The organism is Actinacidiphila paucisporea (assembly GCF_900142575.1).
In the GTDB taxonomy this organism is placed as follows: domain Bacteria; phylum Actinomycetota; class Actinomycetes; order Streptomycetales; family Streptomycetaceae; genus Actinacidiphila; species Actinacidiphila paucisporea.
The window spans coordinates 76,763-96,947 of the sequence record NZ_FRBI01000018.1 but is presented as its reverse complement, the minus strand read 5'-3'; the positions used below and the strand labels follow the sequence as shown (position 1 = coordinate 96,947).

Genomic DNA, 20,185 nt, shown 5'->3' with positions numbered 1-20,185 from the left:
TGATGGGGGCACAAGCTGCGTCATGAGCGAGATCGGCCTGCCCAGTGGTATCCGCGCCTGCCTCTTCGACCTCGACGGGGTCCTCACTCCGACGGCGCTGGTGCACGCCGCCGCGTGGAAGGAGACCTTCGACGGCTTTCTGCGCCACCTCGAAGGCCCTGAATTCCAGCCCTTCGACGCGACCACCGACTACGACGAGTACGTGGACGGCCGGCCGCGCGCCGACGGGGTGCGCACCTTCCTGGCCTCGCGCGGTATCGAGCTGCCCGAGGGCGACGAGGACGACCCGCCGGACCACGACACGGTCCACGGCCTGGGCAACCGCAAGAACATCGTGGTGCTGGAGAAGATCCGCCAGGACGGCGTCAAGCCCTACCCCGGCTCGGTGCGCTACCTGGAGGCGGTGCGGGCCGCGGGGCTGCGCACCGCCGTGGTCTCCTCCAGCGCCAACTGCCGCGACGTCCTGGTCTCCGCGGGGATCGAGCACCTGCTCGACGTGCGGATCGACGGGGTCGTCGCGCGCGAGCGGGGCCTGCGCGGCAAGCCGAAACCGGACACGTACCTGGAGGCAGCGAGCGACCTGGGCTTCGGCCCCGGTGAGGCAGCGGTCTTTGAAGACGCGCTGGTCGGCATGGACGCCGGGCGGGCCGGGCGGTTCGGCTACGTGGTGGGCGTGGACCGCACCGGGCAGGCCGAGGAACTGCGGCGGCACGGCGCCGACACCGTGGTCTCCGACCTGGCCGAGCTGCTGGGGGCCACCGCGTGATCACCGATCCGGCCTTCGAGGTCTCGCCCTGGTCGCTGCGCGAGTGCGAGCTGAACCTGGATCTGCTACCGCAGAGCGAGTCGGTCTTCGCACTGTCCAACGGGCACATCGGCTGGCGCGGCAACCTCGACGAGGGCGAGCCCAACGGCCTGCCTGGCACGTATCTCAACGGGCTGTACGAGCTGCACCCGCTGCCGTACGCGGAGGCCGGCTTCGGCTACCCGGAGTCCGGGCAGACCGTCATCAACGTCACCAACGGCAAGCTCATCAGGCTGCTGGTGGACGACGAGCCGTTCGACCTGCGCTACGGCACGATCCGCCGGCACGAGCGGGAGCTGGACCTGCGGGCCGGGGTGCTGCACCGGGTGTGCGAGTGGGTGTCGCCGGCCGGGCGGGCGGTACGGGTGACCTCGACTCGGATGGTGTCCTTCCAGCAGCGGGCGGTCGCCGCCATCGCCTACGAGATCGAGCCGCTGGACGGTGAGGTCCGGGTGGTGGTGCAGTCGGAGCTGGCCGCCAACGAGGACGTGCCGCACGCGGCCGGCGACCCGCGGGTGTCGGCCGCGCTGGACTCGCCGCTGCTGGCCGAGGAGCACTACGCGTCGGGCACCAGGCTGCGGCTGGTGCACTCCACCACCCGCAGCCGGCTGCGGGTCGCGGTGGCCGCCGACCACCGGATCGACGGCCCGGACAGCACCCAGGTGTCGGCGGAGTCCGACGACGACGTGAGCCGGCTGACCGTGACGTCGGTGGTCGAGGCAGGCCAGCGGCTGCGGCTGGAGAAATTCGTCGCCTACGGCTGGTCGGCGGCCCGCTCGCTGCCCGCGCTGCGCGACCAGGCGGACGCGGCGCTGGTGGGTGCCAGGGACACCGGCTGGCAGGGCCTGCTCGACCAGCAGCGGGCCTACCTGGACGACTTCTGGGAGCGGGCCGACGTCGAGGTCGACGGCGACACCGAGATCCAGCAGGCGGTGCGCTTCGCGCTCTTCCACGTCCTCCAGGTCGGTGCCCGGGCCGAGGAGCGGGCCATTCCCGCCAAGGGCCTGACCGGTTCCGGCTACGACGGGCACTCCTTCTGGGACGCCGAGACCTTCGTGCTGCCGCTGCTGGGCTTCACCTCGCCGCACGCCGCCGCGGAGGTGCTGCGCTGGCGGTACAACATGCTGCCGGTCGCGCAGGAGCGGGCACGCCAACTGGGCCTGGCGGGTGCCACTTTCCCGTGGCGGACCATCAACGGCGACGAGGCGTCGGGCTACTGGCCGGCCGGCACCGCCGCCTTCCACATCAACGCCGACATCGCCGACGCCGTGGTCCGCTACGTCGCCATCACCGGCGACCAGGTCTTCGAGCGCGACACCGGCCTCGAACTGCTGGTGGAGACCGCCAGGTTGTGGCGCTCGCTGGGGCACCACGACCACGCGGGCGCCTTCCACATCGACGGCGTCACCGGGCCCGACGAATACAGCGCGGTCAGCGACGACAACGCCTTCACCAACCTGATGGCGCAGGCGAACCTGACCGCCGCGGCGGACGCGGCGGAAAGGCACCCGCGGCACGCGGCGGCGCTCGGCGTCAGCGACGAGGAGACGGCCGCGTGGCGGGACGCGGCGGCGGCGATGGCGCTGCCCTTCGACGAGGACTTCGGGGTGCACGAGCAGTCCAAGGGCTACTGCCGGCGCCAGATCTGGGACTTCGAGGGCACCGACCCCGACCACTACCCGCTGATGCTGTACTACCCGTACTTCGACCTCTACCGCAAACAGGTGGTCAAGCAGGCCGACCTGGTGCTGGCGATGTACCTGCGCGGCGACGCCTTCACGCACGAGCAGAAGGCCCGCAACTTCGCTTACTACGAGCCGCTGACGGTACGCGACTCGTCGCTGTCCGCCTACTGCCAGTCGGTGATCGCCGCCGAGGTCGGGCATCTGCAACTGGCCTACGACTACCTCGGCGAGACCGCGATGATCGACCTGGAGGACCTGGAGAACAACGCCCGGGACGGGCTGCACATCGCCGCGCTGGCCGGCACCTGGACCGCGCTGGTGGCGGGCTTCGGCGGGATGCGGCTCATCGACGGCGACGGGATCCGCTTCGCGCCCCGGCTGCCCGACGCGCTCAGCCGGATCGCCTTCCGGCTGCTCTTCCGCGGCCGACGGCTGCGGGTGGAGGTCGACAGGAAGACCGCGACCTACACCCTGGCCGCCGGCGAGCCGCTGGAGATCCTGCACTACGACGAGCCGTTCACCCTGACCGCCGACCGTCCGGTGGTCCACCAACTGCCCCATGTCGCCCACCAGCCCTCGCCGCCCCAGCCGCCCGGCCGCGCTCCGCTGCGCCGCCCGCAGCACCTGACGTAGCCGGGGCCCTCCACCCCGCGAAGCCGGGACGCGGGGTGGACGGGGCTGACAGACTGGCCCGGTGCGCGACTTCGACATCCTGGTGATCGGTTCCGGCCCCGGTGGGCAGAAGGCTGCCATCGCGGCGGCCAAACTCGGGCGGCGGGCGGCCCTGGTGGACCGCGCCGACCGGCTCGGCGGGGTGTCGCTGCACACCGGCACCATCCCCTCCAAGACCCTGCGCGAGGCGGTGCTCTACCTCACCGGGCTCAACCAGCGTGATCTGTACGGCCAGAGCTACCGCCTGAAGGAGGACATCACCGTCGCCGACCTGACGGCCAGGACCCAGCACGTGGTCGGCCGCGAGGTGGACGTGATCCGCAACCAGCTGTCCCGCAACCGGATCACGGTGCTCGACGGCACCGGGCGCTTCCTCGATGAGCACACCGTGGCCGTCACCGGCGCCGGCGGACACGAGCGGGTGCTGACCGCCGACCACATCGTGATCGCCACCGGCACCAGGCCGGCCCGCCCGGCGAGCGTCGAGTTCGACGACCGCACGGTGATGGACTCCGACAGCGTGCTCGACATGGAGCGGGTGCCTCGCTCGATGGTGATCGTCGGTGCCGGGGTGATCGGCATGGAGTACGCCTCGATGTTCGCCGCCCTGGGCAGCAGGATCACGGTGGTCGAACAGCGCGACGCGATGCTGGACTTCTGCGACGCGGAGATCGTCGAGGCGCTGAAGTACCACCTGCGGGACCTGGCGGTGACCTTCCGCTTCGGTGAGACGGTGTCGGCCGTCGAGCGGCACGAGCGCGGCACCCTGACCGTGCTGGCCAGCGGCAAGAAGATCGCGGCCGAAGCGGTGATGTACTCGGCGGGCCGGCAGGGCCTCACCGACGGGCTCGACCTGGACAGGGCGGGCCTGAGCGCGGACAAGCGCGGCCGTATCGCGGTGGACGGCAGCTACCGTACGGCCGTGCCGCACATCTACGCGGTCGGCGACGTCATAGGATTCCCCGCGCTGGCGGCGACCTCGATGGAGCAGGGCAGGTGCGCGGCCTACCACGCCTTCGGCGAGCCGGCGCGCGGCCTGCAGGACCTGCAGCCGATCGGCATCTACACCATCCCGGAGATCAGCTTCATCGGGCGCACCGAGGACCAGCTCACCGAGGCGTCGGTGCCCTTCGAGGTGGGCGTCTCCCGCTACCGGGAGCTGGCCCGCGGCCAGATCATCGGCGACGCGCACGGCATGCTCAAGCTGCTGGTCTCGCCCGAGGACCGCAAGCTGCTCGGCGTGCACTGCTTCGGCACCGGGGCGACCGAGCTGATCCACATCGGACACGCGGTGATGGGCTGCGGCGGCACCGTGGACTACCTGGTGGACGCGGTCTTCAACTACCCGACGCTGGCGGAGTCGTACAAGGTCGCGGCGCTGGACGTGACGAACCGGATCCGGCAGATCGACCGGCTCGGCGACTGACCCGCGGGGCCGCGGCGGACACCGGACTCCGGTTCCTGACCGGGGCATTGACAAGAAGCGTCGCCGTGCCAAATATGGGAGCGCTCCCAAGCAGTCGCACACCCCCCACGTCCCGCCTCGCGAAGGTGAGAACTCCCGTGCGCCCAGGCACTTCGATCAGCTCGGCCCCTCTGCGCAGACGGCTTGCCGCCTGCGCCTCCGTCGTGGCGCTCGGCGCCGCGCTGCTGGCCGGCGGCGGGACCGCCCTGGCCGACGACCCCGGCGCGCCGACGCCCTCCGCGGTGGACGTCACGGTGAACGCGAACGAGGGGCAGGGCACCATCCCCGGTACCGCCTACGGCCTCAACAGCGCGGTCTGGGACTCGCAGATGAACGTCCCCGAGGTGCAGAACCTGCTCTCGGCGGCGAACATCGGCATGATGCGCTACCCCGGCGGCTCCTACGGCGACATCTACCACTGGAAGGACAACACCGCACCGGGCGGCTACGTGGCACCCGGCACCGACTTCGACGCCTTCATGGGCACCGTCAAGAAGATCGGCGCCCAGCCGATCCTGATCGCCAACTACGGCTCGGGCACCCCCCAGGAGGCCGCCGACTGGGTGCGCTACTCCAACGTCACCCAGCACTACGGCGCCAAGTTCTGGGAGGTCGGCAACGAGCTGTACGGCAACGGCCATTACGGCAGCGGTTGGGAGACCGACAACCACGCCGACACCTCCCCCACCGCCTACGCGCACAACGTCGCCGACTACGCCGCCGCCATGAAGGCCGTCGACCCCTCCGTGAAGGTCGGCGCGGTCCTGACGCTGCCCGGCAACTGGCCGGACGGGGTGATGGGCGCCGGGGAGACCGCCGACTGGAACCACACGGTCATCCCGCTGATCGCCGGCAAGGCCGACTTCGTCATCGTGCACTGGTACCCGGGCGGCTCCGACGCGGCGGGCATGCTGGGCACCCCTGACCAGCTGGCCGGCGAACTGGACCAGCTGCACGACCAGTTGGACGCGGCCGGGGTGGGCGCCCTGCCGATCGCGCTGACCGAGCTGAACTCCAACGTCTTCGAGGACACCCAGCCCAACGCGCTCTTCGGCGCCGACGCGTACCTGACCGCGCTGCAGAACGGCGTCTTCACCGTCGACTGGTGGGACACCCACAACGGCCCCGGCAGCATCAGCACCGCCCCGGACGGCGCCACCGACTACAACGACTACGGCATCCTGTCCAGCGGCACCTGCGTCGGCACGGTGTGCGAGCCGCCGCTGAACACCCCGTTCGCGCCTTACCACGCGATCTCGATGCTCAGCCGTCTCGGCACCCCCGGCGACCAGTTGATCGCGGCGGCCAGCGGCAGCCGGCTGGTGGCCGCGCACGCGGTGCACCGGGCGAACGGCGACCTGAGCGTCATGCTGATCAACAAGGACCCGGCCAACTCCCAGACCGTCGCGCTGCACTACGCCGGCTTCACCCCCGACGGCTCGGCGGCGACCGTGGCCACCTTCCGCGACCGGGCCACCTCGATCGACAGCACGACCGCGGCGAACACCGGGACCTGGACCGTACCGCCGTACTCGATCACCACCGTGACCGTGCACCCGAAGACCGGCACGGCCTCGGCGCTCACCGCTCCCGGTGCGCCCAAGGTCACCGCCGCCGGCGCCACCAGCGCCACCGTCAGCTGGACGCCGTCCAGCGGCGGCAAGGTCGACCGCTACGAGGTCTACCGGCAGCTCGGCGGGGTCAGCGAGCTGCTGGCCACCAGCACCGGCACCTCGGCGACCGTGCCCAACCTCACCCCGGGCAGCACCTTCACCTGGAACGTGCTGGCCAGGGACTCCACCGGCAAGCTCTCCCGCCCCTCCGACCCGGTGACCGTACGCACCGGGACTCCGAAGAACGCGCCCTGCACGGTCTCCTACGACCTGACGGGCGGCTGGGGCAACGGCTTCAACGCCAACGTGACGGTCACCAACACCAGCCCCAACCCGATCACCGGCTGGACGCTGGCCTTCTCCTTCCCCAGCAGCGGCGAGTCGGTGAGCGGCTTCTGGAACGCCAACCTGCGCACCGACGGCACCCATGTGGTGGCGACCCCGGTGGACTGGAACGGCACGCTGGCCGCGAACGGCGGCAATTCGGCGACCTTCGGCTTCACCGGCGCCAACAACGGCGCCTATCAGGACCCGACGGTCTTCACCCTCAACGGCGCGGTCTGCACCACCTTGTGACCGCACCCCCTGGGTGACCGCACCACCTGGTGACCGCACCCCCAGAACCGCCTGCCGCACCCGGTGCCTGTCAGGGGCGCCGGGCGCGGCAGGTCCAGTTCAGCCCTGCTCCGCGCCGGGCGGGACCTGCCGCGTCGCGGTCCAGCCGAGCAGGCCCTCGGCGCTGTAGGTGTTGACGATCCGCCCGGCCGGGATCCCGGCCTCCTCGGCGCGCGCGCAGCCGTAGACCTGCCAGTCCAGCTGGCCGGGCGCGTGGGCGTCGCTGTCGATCGCGAAGAGGGTGCCGGCGTCCCTTGCCAGCGCCAGCAGCCGGCGCGGCGGGTCGAGGCGCTTGGGGCTGCTGTTGATCTCCACGGCGGTGCCCGCGGCGGCGCACGCGGCGAAGACGGCCTCGGCGTCGAAGGTCGACTCGGGTCGCTCGCGGTCGCCGATGAGCCGTCCCGTGCAGTGGCCGAGCACGTCGACCAGCGGGTTGCCGACGGCGGCGAGCAGCCGCCGGGTGAAGGCCGGGGCGGGCATCCGCAGTTCCGAGTGGGCCGAGGCGACGACGAGGTCCAGCCGGTCGAGCAGCTCGTCCTCCTGGTCCAGCGCGCCGTCCGACAGGATGTCGCACTCGATGCCGGTGAGCAGCCGGAAGGGGGCGAGGCGGGTGTTCAGCTCGGCGACGACGTCCAGCTGGCGGCGCAGCCGGCCGGCGGTCAGGCCGTTGGCGATCCGCAGCCGCGGCGAGTGGTCGGTGAGCACCGCCCACTGGTGCCCGACGTCCCGCGCCGCGCGAGCCATCGCCTCGATCGGGCTGCCGCCGTCGGACCAGTCGGAGTGCAGGTGGCAGTCGCCGCGCAGGGCCGCGCGCAGGGTGGCGCCGCCCTCGGTGAGCGGGCCGCCGCTGTCCCTTTCCAGGTCCGCCAGATAGCCGGGGGTGCGGCCGGCGGCGACCTCGGTGAGCACCTTGCCCGTGGTGGAGCCGATGCCCTTGAGGTCGGTGAAGCGGCCGGTCGCCGCCCGCCGTGCGAGCTCGGCGGGCGGCAGCTCGGACAGCGCCGCGGCGGCGTTCCTGAAGGCCCTGACGCGGTAGACGGGCGCGTCGGCGCGTTCCAGCAGGAACGCGATCCGCTCCAGTGCCTCGATCGGCTCCATGCAGACCCGTTTCCCGGTCCGGCGTGCCGCGTAACGGCGACGCCGCCCGGATCACACGTTCGCGGCGGTCACCCCTTCGCGGCGGTCACCCCTTCGCGGGGTCACACGTTCGGCACGTGCAGCGCGTCCCAGGTCTCCTTGCCGGGCGGCCACTTCAGGGCGGAGCCGGTCCAGCCCTTGTGGTGGGCGGCGTTGTACTTGCGCTGCCACGCCTCGTAGGAGGCCACGTCGCCGGAGCCGATGACGTCCTTGTCAGCGGTGCTGGTGTAGTGGTCGCAGCCGGCCGCGACCAGCCGGTCGTGCATGGCGGCCACGATCGGCGAGCGGCGCCCGAGGGTGAACCAGCCGGCGCCGGGGAAGGGCTCGTAGCGCGGTGCGGGGCCCTTGCCCGCCCATGCGCGCAGGGCGCCGGGGCTGGCGAAATTCCCCACGTTGCGGTCCAGGCCGCCGGCCGAGCTGTACTGGTGGAACAGCCAGGGGTGCTCGACCCTCGGATGGCCCTCGGGCGCCGACGGGTCGGCGATCCACAGGCCGTCGGCGCAGAAGGACGTGCTGTCGCGGTGCAGCCAGAAGTCCCGGTTGCAGTAGAGGATCACCCGGTGCTCGGGCGCCTTGGCCTGCACGTGCCGCAGCCAGGCGTCCTTGTCGGCGCCCGGTACCCCGGTGTCCTCCCAGTCGAAGGCCAGCACGTCGCCGGCCTGGGCGCCGCAGTGCGCCAGGAAGTAGTCGGCCTGCGCGGTCATCGAGCCGGGCCGGGCGAAGTGGTAGTGGCCGACGACCAGGCCGTGCGCGCGCCCGGTGGCGACCTGCGCCGCGTGCTTGGGATTGACGTAGCTGGACCCCTCGGTGGCCTTGACCAGCACGAAGTCCAGGCCGCTGGTGCTGTAGTCGGTGCTCTGGTAAGAGGCGATATCGATTCCGTTGACCGTCACGGCGGTCCTCTCAGTGCACGGGGCCGACGTCGAAGGTGTCGCCGCAGACGACCGGGTTCGACGTGGCAAGGGTCATGGAGTCGGTCGATCCCGGCGGATAGACCATGATCAGGGTGGGCTTGCGCCAGCAACTGTTGCCCTTCACGCCCTGGTTGAGCGTGTGCAGATCGGCCTCGACGGTCCGTCCCGGCGCGATGCGTACGGCGGCCGGCCTGCCGCCTCGGCGGACGGCCGGCCTGCCGATGACGCTGCCGTCGCCGCGCAGTAGTGACACACCGGGGAACCCGTCGAGGGTACAGGGGTGCGAGGTGGTGTTGGTGAAGTTCAGCGGGAAGTAGATGCTGCCCGCGCCCGGGTCGCCGCGGCCCAGGGTCATCTTCAGCCCGGTGACGGTGCAGCGGGCGCTACGGGCCTGGGGTTTGGCGTCCTTGGACGTGTCGGCGGGCGGTCTGCCGGCGGTGGGCGCGGCCGGCTGCGGGTCGACCGGCGAGCCGGTCGCGGCGGGGTCGCCGGCAGTGCCGGACGCCGGGTCGCCCGGGGTGCCGGGCGCCGCAGCCGCGGCGGAGGACGAGGACGGGAGTGCTCCGGTGGAGGCCGCGGGCGAGCCGGACGCGTTCTCGTCGCCGCAGCCCGCGGCGGCAGCGGCCAGCAGCGTGACGGTGGCAGCCACGAGGAGGGTGCCGCGGCGGCGCGACCGCTTCGGGTCGGCGGCCGCGGGACGGGGAGACGAAGTAGGCATACTGCTCGATTTGCTCGCAGCGGGCCCGTTTCAACCCCTGGAGCCCGAATTGTTGCCGTCTCGGCACATTGTCACCACAGGGAAACACCGGAAACAGCACGCACACGCGGCGCACGAACATCCGTACGCCTCAGTGGTGGTTGGTGCCGTCGTCAGTGCCGTCGTCGTCGGTGCCGTCCTGGTCGCCTCCGTTGGCGTTAGTGTCGTCGTCGTCCTTGTCGCCGTCGTCGTCGCTGACGCGCCCGGCGCGGTGGCGGCGGACCTCCCAGACCACCGCGGCGGCCACCACGACCACCGCCACGACGACGGCCACCGCCGTGCCGGCCGTCTTCTCGACCTGCTTGTACGCCGAGCCGGCGAAGTAACCCAGCAGGGTGAAGCCGACGCCCCAGACCAGCCCGCCGAGCGCGTTGAAGAGCAGGAACGTCGGATACGGCATCCGCGACATGCCGGCGAGCGCCGGCATCAGGGCACGGAAGAAGGCGATGAAGCGGCCGAGGAAGACCGCGGCGGGGCCGCGGCGGCGGATGAAGTCCCTGGCCTGCTCGATCCGCGCCTGGTGCCCGCGCAGCGCCTTGGTCTCCAGGATGCGCGGGCCGAAGCGCCGGCCGACCTCGTAGCCGACCGAGTCACCGGCGATCGCGGCCAGCACGACCACGACGCACAGCCAGTAGATCGACACCCGCCCCTGTCCCGCGACCACCCCGCCGAGCACCGCCGCCGTCTCGCCGGGCAGCACGAAGCCGAAGAAGAGCGCGTCCTCGCAGAAGACCAGGGCGGCCACGACCGCGTACACCGCGATGCCGGAGGAGTTCGCGAGCCAGTTGGTGATGGAGTGCATGGAACGAGCCTTCCCGCTGCGGCGCGTCCCGCACGGCAACCGCCCGCTTGACGCGCCGGGGATCGCCGGACAGCCTTCAGGCGGCCCGGTAGAGGTCCCGGTAGCCGGGGAAGACGCCGCCGGGTCCCTCGACGGTCTCGGCGACCAGGACGGCGTGCCGGATCGCGCGGGTGAGCGCGTCGGCGCCCGCGGCCAGCACCGCGTCCAGCACGCCCGCCTCGATGTGCAGGCCGAAGGGGGGATCGGCTGCGGCGCTCTCGTCCGGCGGTACGAGCGGGCGGCGGCCGGTCGCCATGGCGAAGACGGTGTCGCCGTCGGACAGCAGATGCGCCGGGCGGACCGCGCGGGCCAGCCCGTCGTGCGCGGTGCCTGCGAGCTTGTGCGCCTGAGCGCGGGTCAGTACGGCGTCGGTGGCGACCACGGCCAGCGTGGTGTTGAGCGGCCGTGCCGCCTTCGGGTCCGCGGTCGCCGCGGCGGCCTCGGCGAGCCGCTGCCGCGCCCTTTCCCGGACCTCGGCCGGCACGGGGCCGCCGACGGGAGCCGTTGCGCCCCAGGTATCCGCCGCATGCCCGGGCCCCGCCCACAGCGCGCCGGTGTCCGGGTCCACGACCGAACCGGCCGCGTTGACCACCGCGAGCGCGGCCACCGTCGTACCCGAGGGCAGGACGAGGCTCGCGGTGCCGACGCCGCCCTTGAGGGCGCCGGCGACCGCGCCCGTACCGGCGCCGACGTTGCCCTGCGGGACCGGTGCGCCCTCCGCGGTCGCCGCCGCGGCCTCGGCGGCCGCGCGGCCGAGGTCCGGTCCCGGGCGGGCGCCCCAGTCGCCGCCGCGGCCGAGGTCGAACAGCGCGGCGGCCGGCACCACCGGCACCACCTGCCCGGGACCGCCGACCCGGAAGCCGCGGCCCCGCTCCTCCAGCCAGGCCACCGCCCCGGAGGCCGCGTCCAGGCCGAAGGCGCTGCCGCCGGCCAGTACCACCGCCTCGACGGCGGGCACGAGGTTGCGCGGGTCGAGCGCGTCGGTCTCCCGGGTGCCGGGGCCGCCGCCGCGCACGTCGACCGCGGTCACCGCGCCGCCCGCTGGGGCCAGCACGACGGTGACCCCGGTCAGCCAGCCGTCGCCGGTCCGGCCGGCGTGCCCGACCCTCAGGCCGGCCACATCGGTGAGCGCGTCGGCGGCGCCGGCGTGCACCTCGTCACCCATGCGCCGGCTCCCCGTCGGTGCCCGGCAGCCGCGAGTCGGCGGCCGCGTCCTCACCGGCCTCCAACAGGTTGGCGGCCGCGCCGATGATCAGCGGGTCGGGGGCGCCGACCACTTCGTCGTCGCGGTCGGCGTAGTCGAAACGGGCCAGGACGCTGCGCATCGCCTCGACCCTGGCGCGCTTCTTGTCGTTGCTCTTGACCACCGTCCAGGGCGCGTACTCGGTGTCGGTGTCCTGGAACATCGCGACCTTCGCCCGGGTGTAGTCCTCCCACCGGTCGAGCGAGGCGAGGTCCATCGGGCTGAGTTTCCACTGCCGCACCGGGTCGACCTGCCGGATGGTGAAGCGGGTGCGCTGCTCGTCGCGCGAGACGGAGAACCAGAACTTGATCAGGGCGATGCCGTCGTCGACCAGCATCCGCTCGAAGCCGGGCGCCTGCCGCATGAAGCGGCGGTATTCGTCGTCGGTGCAAAAGCCCATGACGCGCTCGACGCCCGCCCGGTTGTACCAGGACCGGTCGAACAGGACGATCTCACCGGCGGTGGGCAGATGGGCGACGTAGCGCTGGAAGTACCACTGCCCGCTCTCCCGCTCGCTGGGCTTCTCCAGCGCGACCACCCGGGCGCCGCGCGGGTTGAGGTGCTCGATGAAGCGCTTGATGGTGCCGCCCTTGCCCGCGGCGTCCCGGCCCTCGAAGAGTATGACGATGCGCTGCCCGGTCTCCTTGACCCAGCTCTGCAGCTTGAGCAGCTCGATCTGCTGCAGCCGCTTGTGCACCTCGTATTCGGGGCGCTCCATCCTGGCGTCGTACGGGTAGTTCTCCCGCCAGGTGTCCACGACGCTGCCGTCGGGCCGCACCAGGACCGGGTCGTCCTGGTCGGTGTAGTCGACCCGCATTCCCGCCAGGAGCGCCGCTCCGGTGTCCGTACCCACCATGTTTCGCCTTTCCCCGCCGGCCCGTCAGTGGAACTGCGGAATTATCGATACAGCCCGTACAGCACAGCGGCCGCGTCCGGGGACACCTCTCACGCCCGTACGCCGCTCCCGGCCGTCGCTTCCCGTTGTGCCCGCTGCCGGTGATCTCATGTGTTCGCCCGCCGGCGCCGGCGGGGTCGTCCCGGGCGGACGGACCCGGTCCTGGCACTGTTCACATTGTCGGCGTGGACCGGGTCGCGGCGCGACAACGCCACGACGGCCGCCGCGTCGCCGGCGGGCCGGGCCGCCCGGCCCGCGAAGGACACGTCGAGCCGGCGACGTGGCGAAGACGCCTCAGTGGCCCGAGGTCGCCTTGAGGCCGACCACCGCGACGAGCAGCAGCGTCACGAACGAGATCCGGGCGGCGGTGGCGGGCTCGCCGAGGGCCAGCATGCCCACGACGGCGGCGCCGGCCGCACCGATTCCCACCCACACGCCGTAGGCCGTGCCGATCGGGAGCGATCGGGCGGCCCGCGAGAGCAGCAGCATGCTGGCGACGATGCCGGCGCCGGTGAGGACGCTCGGCCACAGGCGCGTGAAGCCGTCGGTGTACTTCATGCCGATCGACCAGGCGACTTCCAGCAGCCCGGCGATGACGATCAGGACCCATGCCATGAGAGGCACCTCCGTGGGATGTGGACTTACGGGGGTGCGCCGTCTTTGCATGGTCCCGGTACGACGCGCTCGTCGGGTTCCCCTCACGATAGCAAATTCCGGCATTACGCCCAAGCGTTGACGATCATCACCCCGCGAGAGATCCGATGTCAGGGCGCCGGAGGAGTCGAATCACGCACGAACAGCTTCCGGACCGGATAAGTCATCCGAACTCTCCGGCGCCGCAAGGGGATTGGCGTGGACCAGCGGGGGGATTACAGTTCCACTCCCCCACACCACAGGAGGCCCCTGTGCAACGTCATACGCGCTCCGTGCGCCGCGCCGCCGTCCTGGCGGCAGCAGTCCTGGCCGTCGGCTTGTCCGTCTCGGCCCCCGCCACCGGTGCGACCGCCGCCACCCCGGTCGCACCGGCTCCCGCCCGCGCCTCCGGTGCCGCACCGGCCGCCGTTCCCGCCCCCGCTCCTGTCGCGCCCGCCGTCGCCGACGGCTGGACCGGTACGTGGTCGGTGTCGCCGCAGAGCGGCGGGCCCTCCTACAACCAGCAGACGCTGCGGCAGATCGTCCGTACGGGCATCGGCGGCACCGCGGCGCGGGTCCGGATCTCCAACGCCTTCGGCTCCGCCCCGCTGACCGTGGCCGACGTGCACCTCGCCCAGCGCACCTCGGGCTCGTCGGTGAACACCGGCACCGACCGGGCGGTGACCTTCGGCGGGCAGACCACGGTGACCGTGCCGGCCGGCGGCTCCGCGGTCAGCGACTCGGCGGCCTTCACCGTGCCCGCCCTGTCCGACGTCGCGGTCAGCCTCTACCTGCCGCAGCCCACCGGCTCGGCGACCTACCACCAGCAGGGCACCCAGACCAACTTCCTGGCGGGCGGCGACGTCAGCGCGAGCGGCACGCTGAACGGAGCTTCGACCAGTGGCAGTTACTCCTTCCTGACCAATCTGGACGTGCAGAACGCGGCCGCGCAGGGCGCGGTCGTCACACTGGGCGCGTCGATCACCGACGGGGTCGCCTCGGCCCAGGACTCCAACCGGCGCTGGCCCAACGACCTGGCCAGGCGGCTGGCCGACAGCGGCCGCACGGTCGGCGTGCTCAACCAGGGCATCAGCGGCAACAAGCTGCTCAGCGACGGCGCCGGGCAGAGCGCACTGACCCGCTTCGACCGGGACGTCATCGGCCAGCCCGGGGTGCGCTGGGTGGTGCTGTCCGACGACCCGATCAACGACCTCGGCTCGGGCAATCCGCCGAGCGGCGCCCAACTGATATCCGGCATACAGCAGTTGATTTCCCGGGCGCACCAGGCGGGGCTGTCCTTCCTGTGCTCGACGCTGACGCCCTACCAGGGCTCCGGCGGCTGGACCCAGGCCGGGGAGAACGCCCGCGCGGCGATCAACGCCTTCGTCCGCGGCTCGGGCAGCGGATGCGACGGCCTCATCGACCAGGACACCGCGACCCACGACCCGGCCAACCCCACCCGCTATCTGCCCGCTTACGACGCGGGCGACCATCTGCACCCGAACGAGGCCGGGTTGCAGGCCATCGCCGACGCGGTGAACCTGTCGTACTTCGCCCCTGCCACCCAGCCCGGGGGCAGCGGGATCGCGCTGCGCGCGCACGCCAACGGCAAGTACGTGACCGCGCCGAACGGCGGCGCCTCCGCGCTGATCGCGTCGGCGGACTCGGCGGGCACGGCCTCGCAGTTCGACGAGCTGAACCAGGGCAACGGCCTCGTCGCGCTGCGGGCGCACGCCAACGGGATGATCGTGACCGCGGAGAACGCGGGCGCGGCGCCGCTGATCGCCAACCGGACGGCGGTCGGCTCCTGGGAGACCTTCCAGCTGATCCAGAACCCCGACCACAGCGTCAGCCTCAAGGCCCAGGTCAACGGGAAGTACGTGACCGCCGAGAACGGGGGCGCCGCGTCGCTGATCGCCAACCGGGACGCCGTCGGACCGTGGGAGGAATTCGACCTCGTCACCTCCTGAGCCACCCGGCGGCCCCGCCGGGTCGCCCTGCTCTCCCGGGGTCCCGACCAGTTTCCCGCGGCGCCGGTGTCTACCCGGGAGAGCAGCTCAGGGCTCGGACGCGAACGGCGCGTACCGCGTGCCCCGGGCGAGGTGAGCAGAGGGAGAACGGTGGCCGGCGACACGGGACGGATGACGTCCGAACAGGCATGGGTGCTGGGACTTGCGTCACTGGCGTCGTTCATGATGGCGATGGACAGCGTCGTCGTCTCGACGGCGCTGACCACGATACGGCGGGATCTGACGGCCTCGACCGCATCACTCGAGTGGGTCGTCAACGCGTACAACCTGGCGTTCGCGGTACTGCTGCTGACCGGGGCGGCGCTGGGCGACCGCTTCGGCCGCCGGCGGATGTTCACCGGCGGGCTCGCGCTCTTCACCGTCGCGTCGGCGGCGTGCGCGCTGTCGCCCGGCATCGGCGCGCTGATCGCCTTCCGCGCCTTGCAGGGTGCGGGCGCCGCGATGGTGCTGCCGCTGTCGCTGACCATGATCAGCGCGATCTTCCCGCCGCGGCAGCGGGGCAGGGCAATGGGGCTCTACCTGGGCTTCACCGGGCTCGCGACCTTCAGCGGCCCCTTCATCGGCGGCGTCGTCGCCGAGGGCCTGGCCTGGCAGTGGATCTTCTGGCTGAACCTGCCGGTCGGGCTGGTCACGATCGCGTTCACCACCCGGCGCGTCGTCGAGAGCGTCGGCCCGAACAACCGCTTCGACCTGGCCGGGGTGGTGCTGGTGACGCTGTCCGCCTTCGGCCTGGTGTGGGGGCTGGTCCGGGGCAACGCGGCGGGCTGGAACAGCGTCGAGGTGCTGGGGTCCTGGGCGCTGGGGGCCGCGCTGCTGGCCGCCTTCGTGCGCTGGGAGCAGCGGACGAAGGCGCCGATGCTGCCGATGCGCTTCTTCCGCGCACGGGCCTTCGCCACGGCCAACCCGGCCAATTTCATGGTCTTCGCGTCGCTGTACGGCACGCTGTTCTTCCTGGCGCAGTACTTCCAGACGGTGCTCGGCACCGGACCGCTGGGCGCGGGGCTGCGGCTGATGCCGTGGTCGGCGACGCTGATGGTGTGCGCGCCGATCGTCGGACGGCTCGCCGACACCCTCGGCGAGCGGGCCTTCGTTGTCGGCGGCCTGTTGCTGCAGGCCGCCAGCATGGGCTGGATCGCGCTGGTCGCCGGCACCGGCACGAGCTATCCGACGCTGCTGCCCGCGCTGATCACCAGCGGCATCGGCCTGACCATGGCGATGCCGGCGGCGCAGCGCGCGGTCGTCGGCGCGGTGCGGCCGCAGGAGATCGGCCAGGCGTCCGGGGTGTTCATGATGCTGCGGATCTTCGGCGGGGTCCTCGGGGTCGCGGTCACCGTCGCGGTCTTCTCCGGCCGCGGCGGCTACGCGTCCCCCGAGCAGTTCACCCGGGGCTTCAGGGCGGCGATGACCGCGGTGACCGGATACGCCTTCCTCGGGGCGCTCATCGCCCTCGGCATCCCGGGCAGCCGCCGAACCCCGGCCGCGGCGCCGGCCGTTCAGGACGCGCCGGGCGCGACGGACGCACAGGTGGCCGCCGCACATCGCGGCAGCGACTGACCCGCCGGCCTGCGCCATCCCGGCCCGCCGCCGTTCGACTGGGGGCCGGGAAGCGGAGATCCCGGTACCCGATAGGGGTGCAAACGCTAGCCTTGCCACATGTTGCACGCGTTCGACCGGCGCGTGCCTGGTGGGGGCAGGGTGGCGTATGAGAAGAAGAAGTGCGGGAGTCGTCGCGGCGGGGATGGCGGCGGCCTCGATGGTCGGGTTCTCGTCGGCGGGTCCGGCGGGGGCGCTGACGGCTCCGCTGGGGATGACCGCCGACGACCTGCCTACCTGGCAGGTCAACGGGGTCGTGTGGGCGCTGGCGCAGGCGAACGGCGTGGTCTTCGCCGGAGGCACCTTCTCCTCGGTCAGGCCGCCGGGTGCCGCGGCGGGGACCAGCGAGCAGCCGGCCCTCAACTTCCAGGCCTTCGACGCCGCTTCCGGCGCTCCGACCTCGTGCCGGCTGTCGTTCACCGTCGGCAGCGGCGCCGCGACCGTGCGGGCGCTGGCGGTGTCGCCGGACAAGTCGACGCTGTATGCGGGCGGTACGTTCGGGAAGGTCAACGGCACGCCGGTCAGCAGTCTGGCGGCCATCGACATCGCCACCTGTACGGTGAAGACCGACTTCAAGGTGGCGGTGCCCGCCAGGGTGCGAGGGATCGCGGTGACCGCCGACACCGTCTACTTCGCCGGGGACTTCACCTCGGTGGACGGGCAGACCCGGCGGCATTTCGCCGCGGTCGACACCACCGGCGCGCTCAAGCCCTTCGCGCCCGACGCCGACGACGCCGGCAAGGCGGTGCTGCCCACCCCGGACGGCTCGAAGGTGGTGCTCGGCGGCGACTTCAACACCGTCAACGGCGCCGACTCGCACGCCCTCGCCGTGGTGAGCGCCACGACCGGTGCGAACGTCCGGACGTATCCGGGCTTCATCCCGCCGACCTCGACCGTGCAGACCCTGACGGCCGACGCCACCAGCTTCTACACCGGCAACGAGGGCACCGGCCACGGGGTCTTCGACGGCCGGATCGCGGTGGCCTTCAGCACGCTGGACCAGCGCTGGCGCGACACCTGCCTGGGTGCGACGCAGGCGGTGCTGGTCTACAAGGGCGTGCTCTACAGCGCCTCGCACGCCCACGACTGCTCCAGCATGGGGCAGTTCCCCCAGATGGACGCCCGGCAGCATCTGCTCGCCGAGTCGGTCGACAACCCGAGCCCGCTGCTCGGATGGTTCCCCGACACCGACGACGGCCCGGCCGGCACCGAGCAGATCGGCCCGCGCGCGCTGACCACCGCGTCCGCGGGCGGCACCGACTACCTGTGGGTGGGCGGCGAGTTCACCCGGATCGCCAGCGACGGCAATCGGCCGCAGCAGGGCCTGATCCGGTTCGCGAACACCCCGGACGTCGGCGCCCCGTCCGTACCGCAGCCGGTGCACGCGCGGCTGCTGCTGGGCGGCGGCATACGACTCGGGTGGCGGGCCTCGCTCGACCTCGACGACTCCGCGCTGACGTACACGATCTACCGCAACGGCGCCAAATTCGCCACGGTCAACGCCAGTTCGACCTTCTGGATCCGCCCGACGCTCGTCCTCACCGACAGCAAGATCAAGCCGGGCACGACGTATCACTACCAGGTCGCCGTCACCGACGGGGCCGGCAACACCAGCGCGCGGTCGGCCGCGACGACCGTCACCACCCACGGCACCGCGCCGTAGAGCACCCGCCGCGACCGCCGGGCGCCGGGCCTGATGCCCGGGCGCCCGATAATCCGCGCGCCCCGGAGCGCGGTGGCGCACTAGGATGCGGCGGTTGCCCCGGTGGACGTCTTCCGGGGGCGGATCGGAGGGGTTCCGGTGGCCACTGCCGCACCGGGAAGGACGGCCGAGAGCGCGGACGGGGGCCAGGGCGGGGGCCAGGGCATGGGCGGGATGTGGCGGCCGGCGACGGCCGGCGTCATCGCCGCCTTCGTCGGCTTCGCCAGTTCCTTCGCCGTCGTCCTCGAAGGCCTGACCAAGGTCGGCGCCTCGCATGCCCAGGCGGCGTCCGGGCTGATGGCGCTGTCGGTCGCGATGGGCGTCTGCGCGATCTTCCTGAGCCTGCGCTCGCGGCTGCCGATCAGCATCGCGTGGTCGACGCCGGGTGGCGCCCTGCTCGCGGGCTCGGCGGTGCCGCACGGCGGATTCCCGGCCGCGGTGGGGGCGTTCCTGATCGCCGGTGCGCTGATCGTGGTCTCCGGGCTGTGGCGGCCGCTGGGCCGCTGGGTGGCGGCGATCCCGGTGCCGCTGGCCAACGCCATGCTGGCGGGCATCCTGCTGCCGCTGTGCCTGGCACCGGCCCAGGCCGTGCGCTCCGACCCGGCCATCGGGCTCGCCGTGGTGGTGACCTGGGCGGTCGTCGGCAGTGTGCGCAAGCTCTACGCGGTGCCGGCCGCCGTCGTGGTGGCGGTGGTGCTGATCGCCACCACCACCCACATCAAGGCCGACACGCTCGGCCCGATGTGGCCGCACCCGGTGGCGGTGGCACCGCACTTCACCGCCGCCGCCGCGATCGGTATCGCGCTGCCGCTGTACGTGGTGACCATGGCCTCGCAGAACATCCCGGGCATCGCGGTGCTCGGCGCCAACGGCTACCACCCGCGGCCCGGCCCGCTGTTCGGCTGGACCGGAATCTTCTCGCTGTTCTCGGCGCCCTTCGGCGGCCACGCGGTCAACCTGGCGGCGATCACCGCGGCCCTGTGCGCGGGCGACGAGGCGGGCCCCGACCGGAGCAGGCGCTACCGCGCGGCGGCCACCGCGGGCGGGGTCTACATCCTGCTCGGGCTGGTCGCGAGCGCTGCCGTCGCACTGGTCGACGCGGCGCCGCCGCACGTCATCGAGGCGGTGGCGGGCCTGGCGCTGCTCGGCGCCCTCGCGAACTCCCTCACCGCGGCGATGGCCGACCCCGGGCAGCGGGAGGCCGCGGTGGTCACCGCGGTGGTGACGGTCTCCGGCGTGACCTTCTTCGGTGTCAGCGGCGCCTTCTGGGGCCTGCTGGCGGGCGGCGCCCTCTACGGCGTACGCCACTGGCAGTCGCGGCGGGCGGCGGCCGGCGCACCCGGCGGCGTGGCGGCGCAGGGACCCGCGGCGGATCAGGCGCTTCCTGAGCCGGACCGCAGCTGATCCCTCGGCAGCTGCGGTCGGCCCGGTCCGGGACGCGGGGCGTCCGGCCACCCGGCGGACGCCTGGAACAGGATGTAACGTTTCCCGGCGGCATCCGGTGCGAATCCAGGACACCGCTTGCGACCCGGCCATGTCAACACCCGCCTGCGCGGCGCTAGGCTGTGCGCATGAAACGGCGCGG

The 20,185-nt window shown here is 72.5% G+C and carries 14 protein-coding genes, 1 pseudogene and 1 riboswitch; of the genes and pseudogenes, 8 read left to right on the top strand and 7 right to left on the bottom strand.

The genetic code is table 11. The annotated features are described in order from the left end of the window. The first annotated feature begins 22 nt into the window (after positions 1-22). The 4 genes from BUE44_RS24235 to BUE44_RS24220 all read left to right on the top strand — a co-directional run bounded on the left by BUE44_RS24235 (position 23) and on the right by BUE44_RS24220 (position 6,816). Entirely contained in the window at positions 23-766 is a 744-nt protein-coding gene (locus BUE44_RS24235; RefSeq protein WP_073501098.1) for an HAD family hydrolase, read from the top strand. After that, complete coding sequence (locus BUE44_RS24230) at positions 763-3,123, top strand: glycoside hydrolase family 65 protein (RefSeq protein ID WP_073501097.1); 2,361 nt, start codon at positions 763-765, stop codon at positions 3,121-3,123. The genes BUE44_RS24235 and BUE44_RS24230 overlap by 4 nt, the downstream gene beginning before the upstream one ends. Before the next feature lie 61 nt (positions 3,124-3,184). Then, positions 3,185-4,588 carry a Si-specific NAD(P)(+) transhydrogenase gene (sthA, locus tag BUE44_RS24225; protein ID WP_073501096.1) on the top strand — a complete coding sequence of 468 codons (1,404 nt, stop codon included), beginning with the start codon at positions 3,185-3,187 and terminating at the stop codon, positions 4,586-4,588. Positions 4,589-4,725: 137 nt separating this feature from the next. After that, a complete protein-coding gene (locus BUE44_RS24220) occupies positions 4,726-6,816 on the top strand; it encodes a cellulose binding domain-containing protein (protein WP_322940603.1) in 2,091 nt (696 codons plus the stop codon). A gap of 99 nt (positions 6,817-6,915) precedes the next feature. On the opposite strand, the gene BUE44_RS24215 is transcribed toward BUE44_RS24220, so the two are convergent. The 7 genes from BUE44_RS24215 to BUE44_RS24185 form a co-directional block, all read right to left on the bottom strand. Continuing rightward, positions 6,916-7,953, bottom strand: a complete 1,038-nt coding sequence (locus BUE44_RS24215; RefSeq protein ID WP_073501095.1) for a PHP domain-containing protein — start codon at positions 7,951-7,953, stop codon at positions 6,916-6,918. A 101-nt stretch (positions 7,954-8,054) separates the two neighbouring features. Then, positions 8,055-8,885 carry a GH25 family lysozyme gene (locus tag BUE44_RS24210; protein WP_073501094.1) on the bottom strand — a complete coding sequence of 277 codons (831 nt, stop codon included), beginning with the start codon at positions 8,883-8,885 and terminating at the stop codon, positions 8,055-8,057. A 10-nt stretch (positions 8,886-8,895) separates the two neighbouring features. Continuing rightward, on the bottom strand, positions 8,896-9,555 hold the full coding sequence (locus tag BUE44_RS24205) for a DUF4232 domain-containing protein (RefSeq protein ID WP_079190029.1): 660 nt from the start codon (positions 9,553-9,555) through the stop codon (positions 8,896-8,898). 199 nt (positions 9,556-9,754) lie between these two features. After that, positions 9,755-10,465: a DedA family protein gene (locus BUE44_RS24200; RefSeq protein ID WP_073501093.1), complete on the bottom strand. Its 711-nt coding sequence runs from the start codon at positions 10,463-10,465 to the stop codon at positions 9,755-9,757. Between the two features lie 76 nt (positions 10,466-10,541). Further along, positions 10,542-11,669 (bottom strand): P1 family peptidase, encoded by a 1,128-nt coding sequence (locus BUE44_RS24195; protein ID WP_073501092.1) that lies wholly within the window; start codon positions 11,667-11,669, stop codon positions 10,542-10,544. Beyond that, the gene (gene ppk2 / locus BUE44_RS24190) at positions 11,662-12,603 is read right to left on the bottom strand and encodes a polyphosphate kinase 2 (RefSeq protein ID WP_073501091.1); all 942 of its coding nucleotides are present in this window, start codon (positions 12,601-12,603) and stop codon (positions 11,662-11,664) included. The genes BUE44_RS24195 and ppk2 overlap by 8 nt, the downstream gene beginning before the upstream one ends. 333 nt (positions 12,604-12,936) lie before the next feature. Next, entirely contained in the window at positions 12,937-13,257 is a 321-nt protein-coding gene (locus tag BUE44_RS24185) for a DMT family transporter (RefSeq protein ID WP_073501090.1), read from the bottom strand. A gap of 33 nt (positions 13,258-13,290) precedes the next feature. After that, a riboswitch (guanidine-III (ykkC-III) riboswitch) is annotated at positions 13,291-13,357 on the bottom strand. Positions 13,358-13,547: 190 nt separating this feature from the next. Here BUE44_RS24185 and BUE44_RS24180 point away from each other — a divergent pair. From BUE44_RS24180 to BUE44_RS24165, 4 genes and pseudogenes are all read left to right on the top strand, one after another. Then, on the top strand, positions 13,548-15,245 hold the full coding sequence (locus BUE44_RS24180; protein ID WP_200804505.1) for a GDSL-type esterase/lipase family protein: 1,698 nt from the start codon (positions 13,548-13,550) through the stop codon (positions 15,243-15,245). Between the two features lie 171 nt (positions 15,246-15,416). Continuing rightward, positions 15,417-16,859, top strand: coding sequence for an MFS transporter (locus tag BUE44_RS24175; RefSeq protein ID WP_073501155.1), 1,443 nt, complete (start codon positions 15,417-15,419; stop codon positions 16,857-16,859). Between the two features lie 148 nt (positions 16,860-17,007). After that, positions 17,008-18,552: pseudogene (locus BUE44_RS24170) on the top strand (DUF7594 domain-containing protein); the annotation flags it as partial. Positions 18,553-18,699: 147 nt separating this feature from the next. After that, positions 18,700-20,004, top strand: a complete 1,305-nt coding sequence (locus BUE44_RS24165; protein WP_235002400.1) for a benzoate/H(+) symporter BenE family transporter — start codon at positions 18,700-18,702, stop codon at positions 20,002-20,004. The last annotated feature ends 181 nt before the right edge of the window (positions 20,005-20,185 follow it).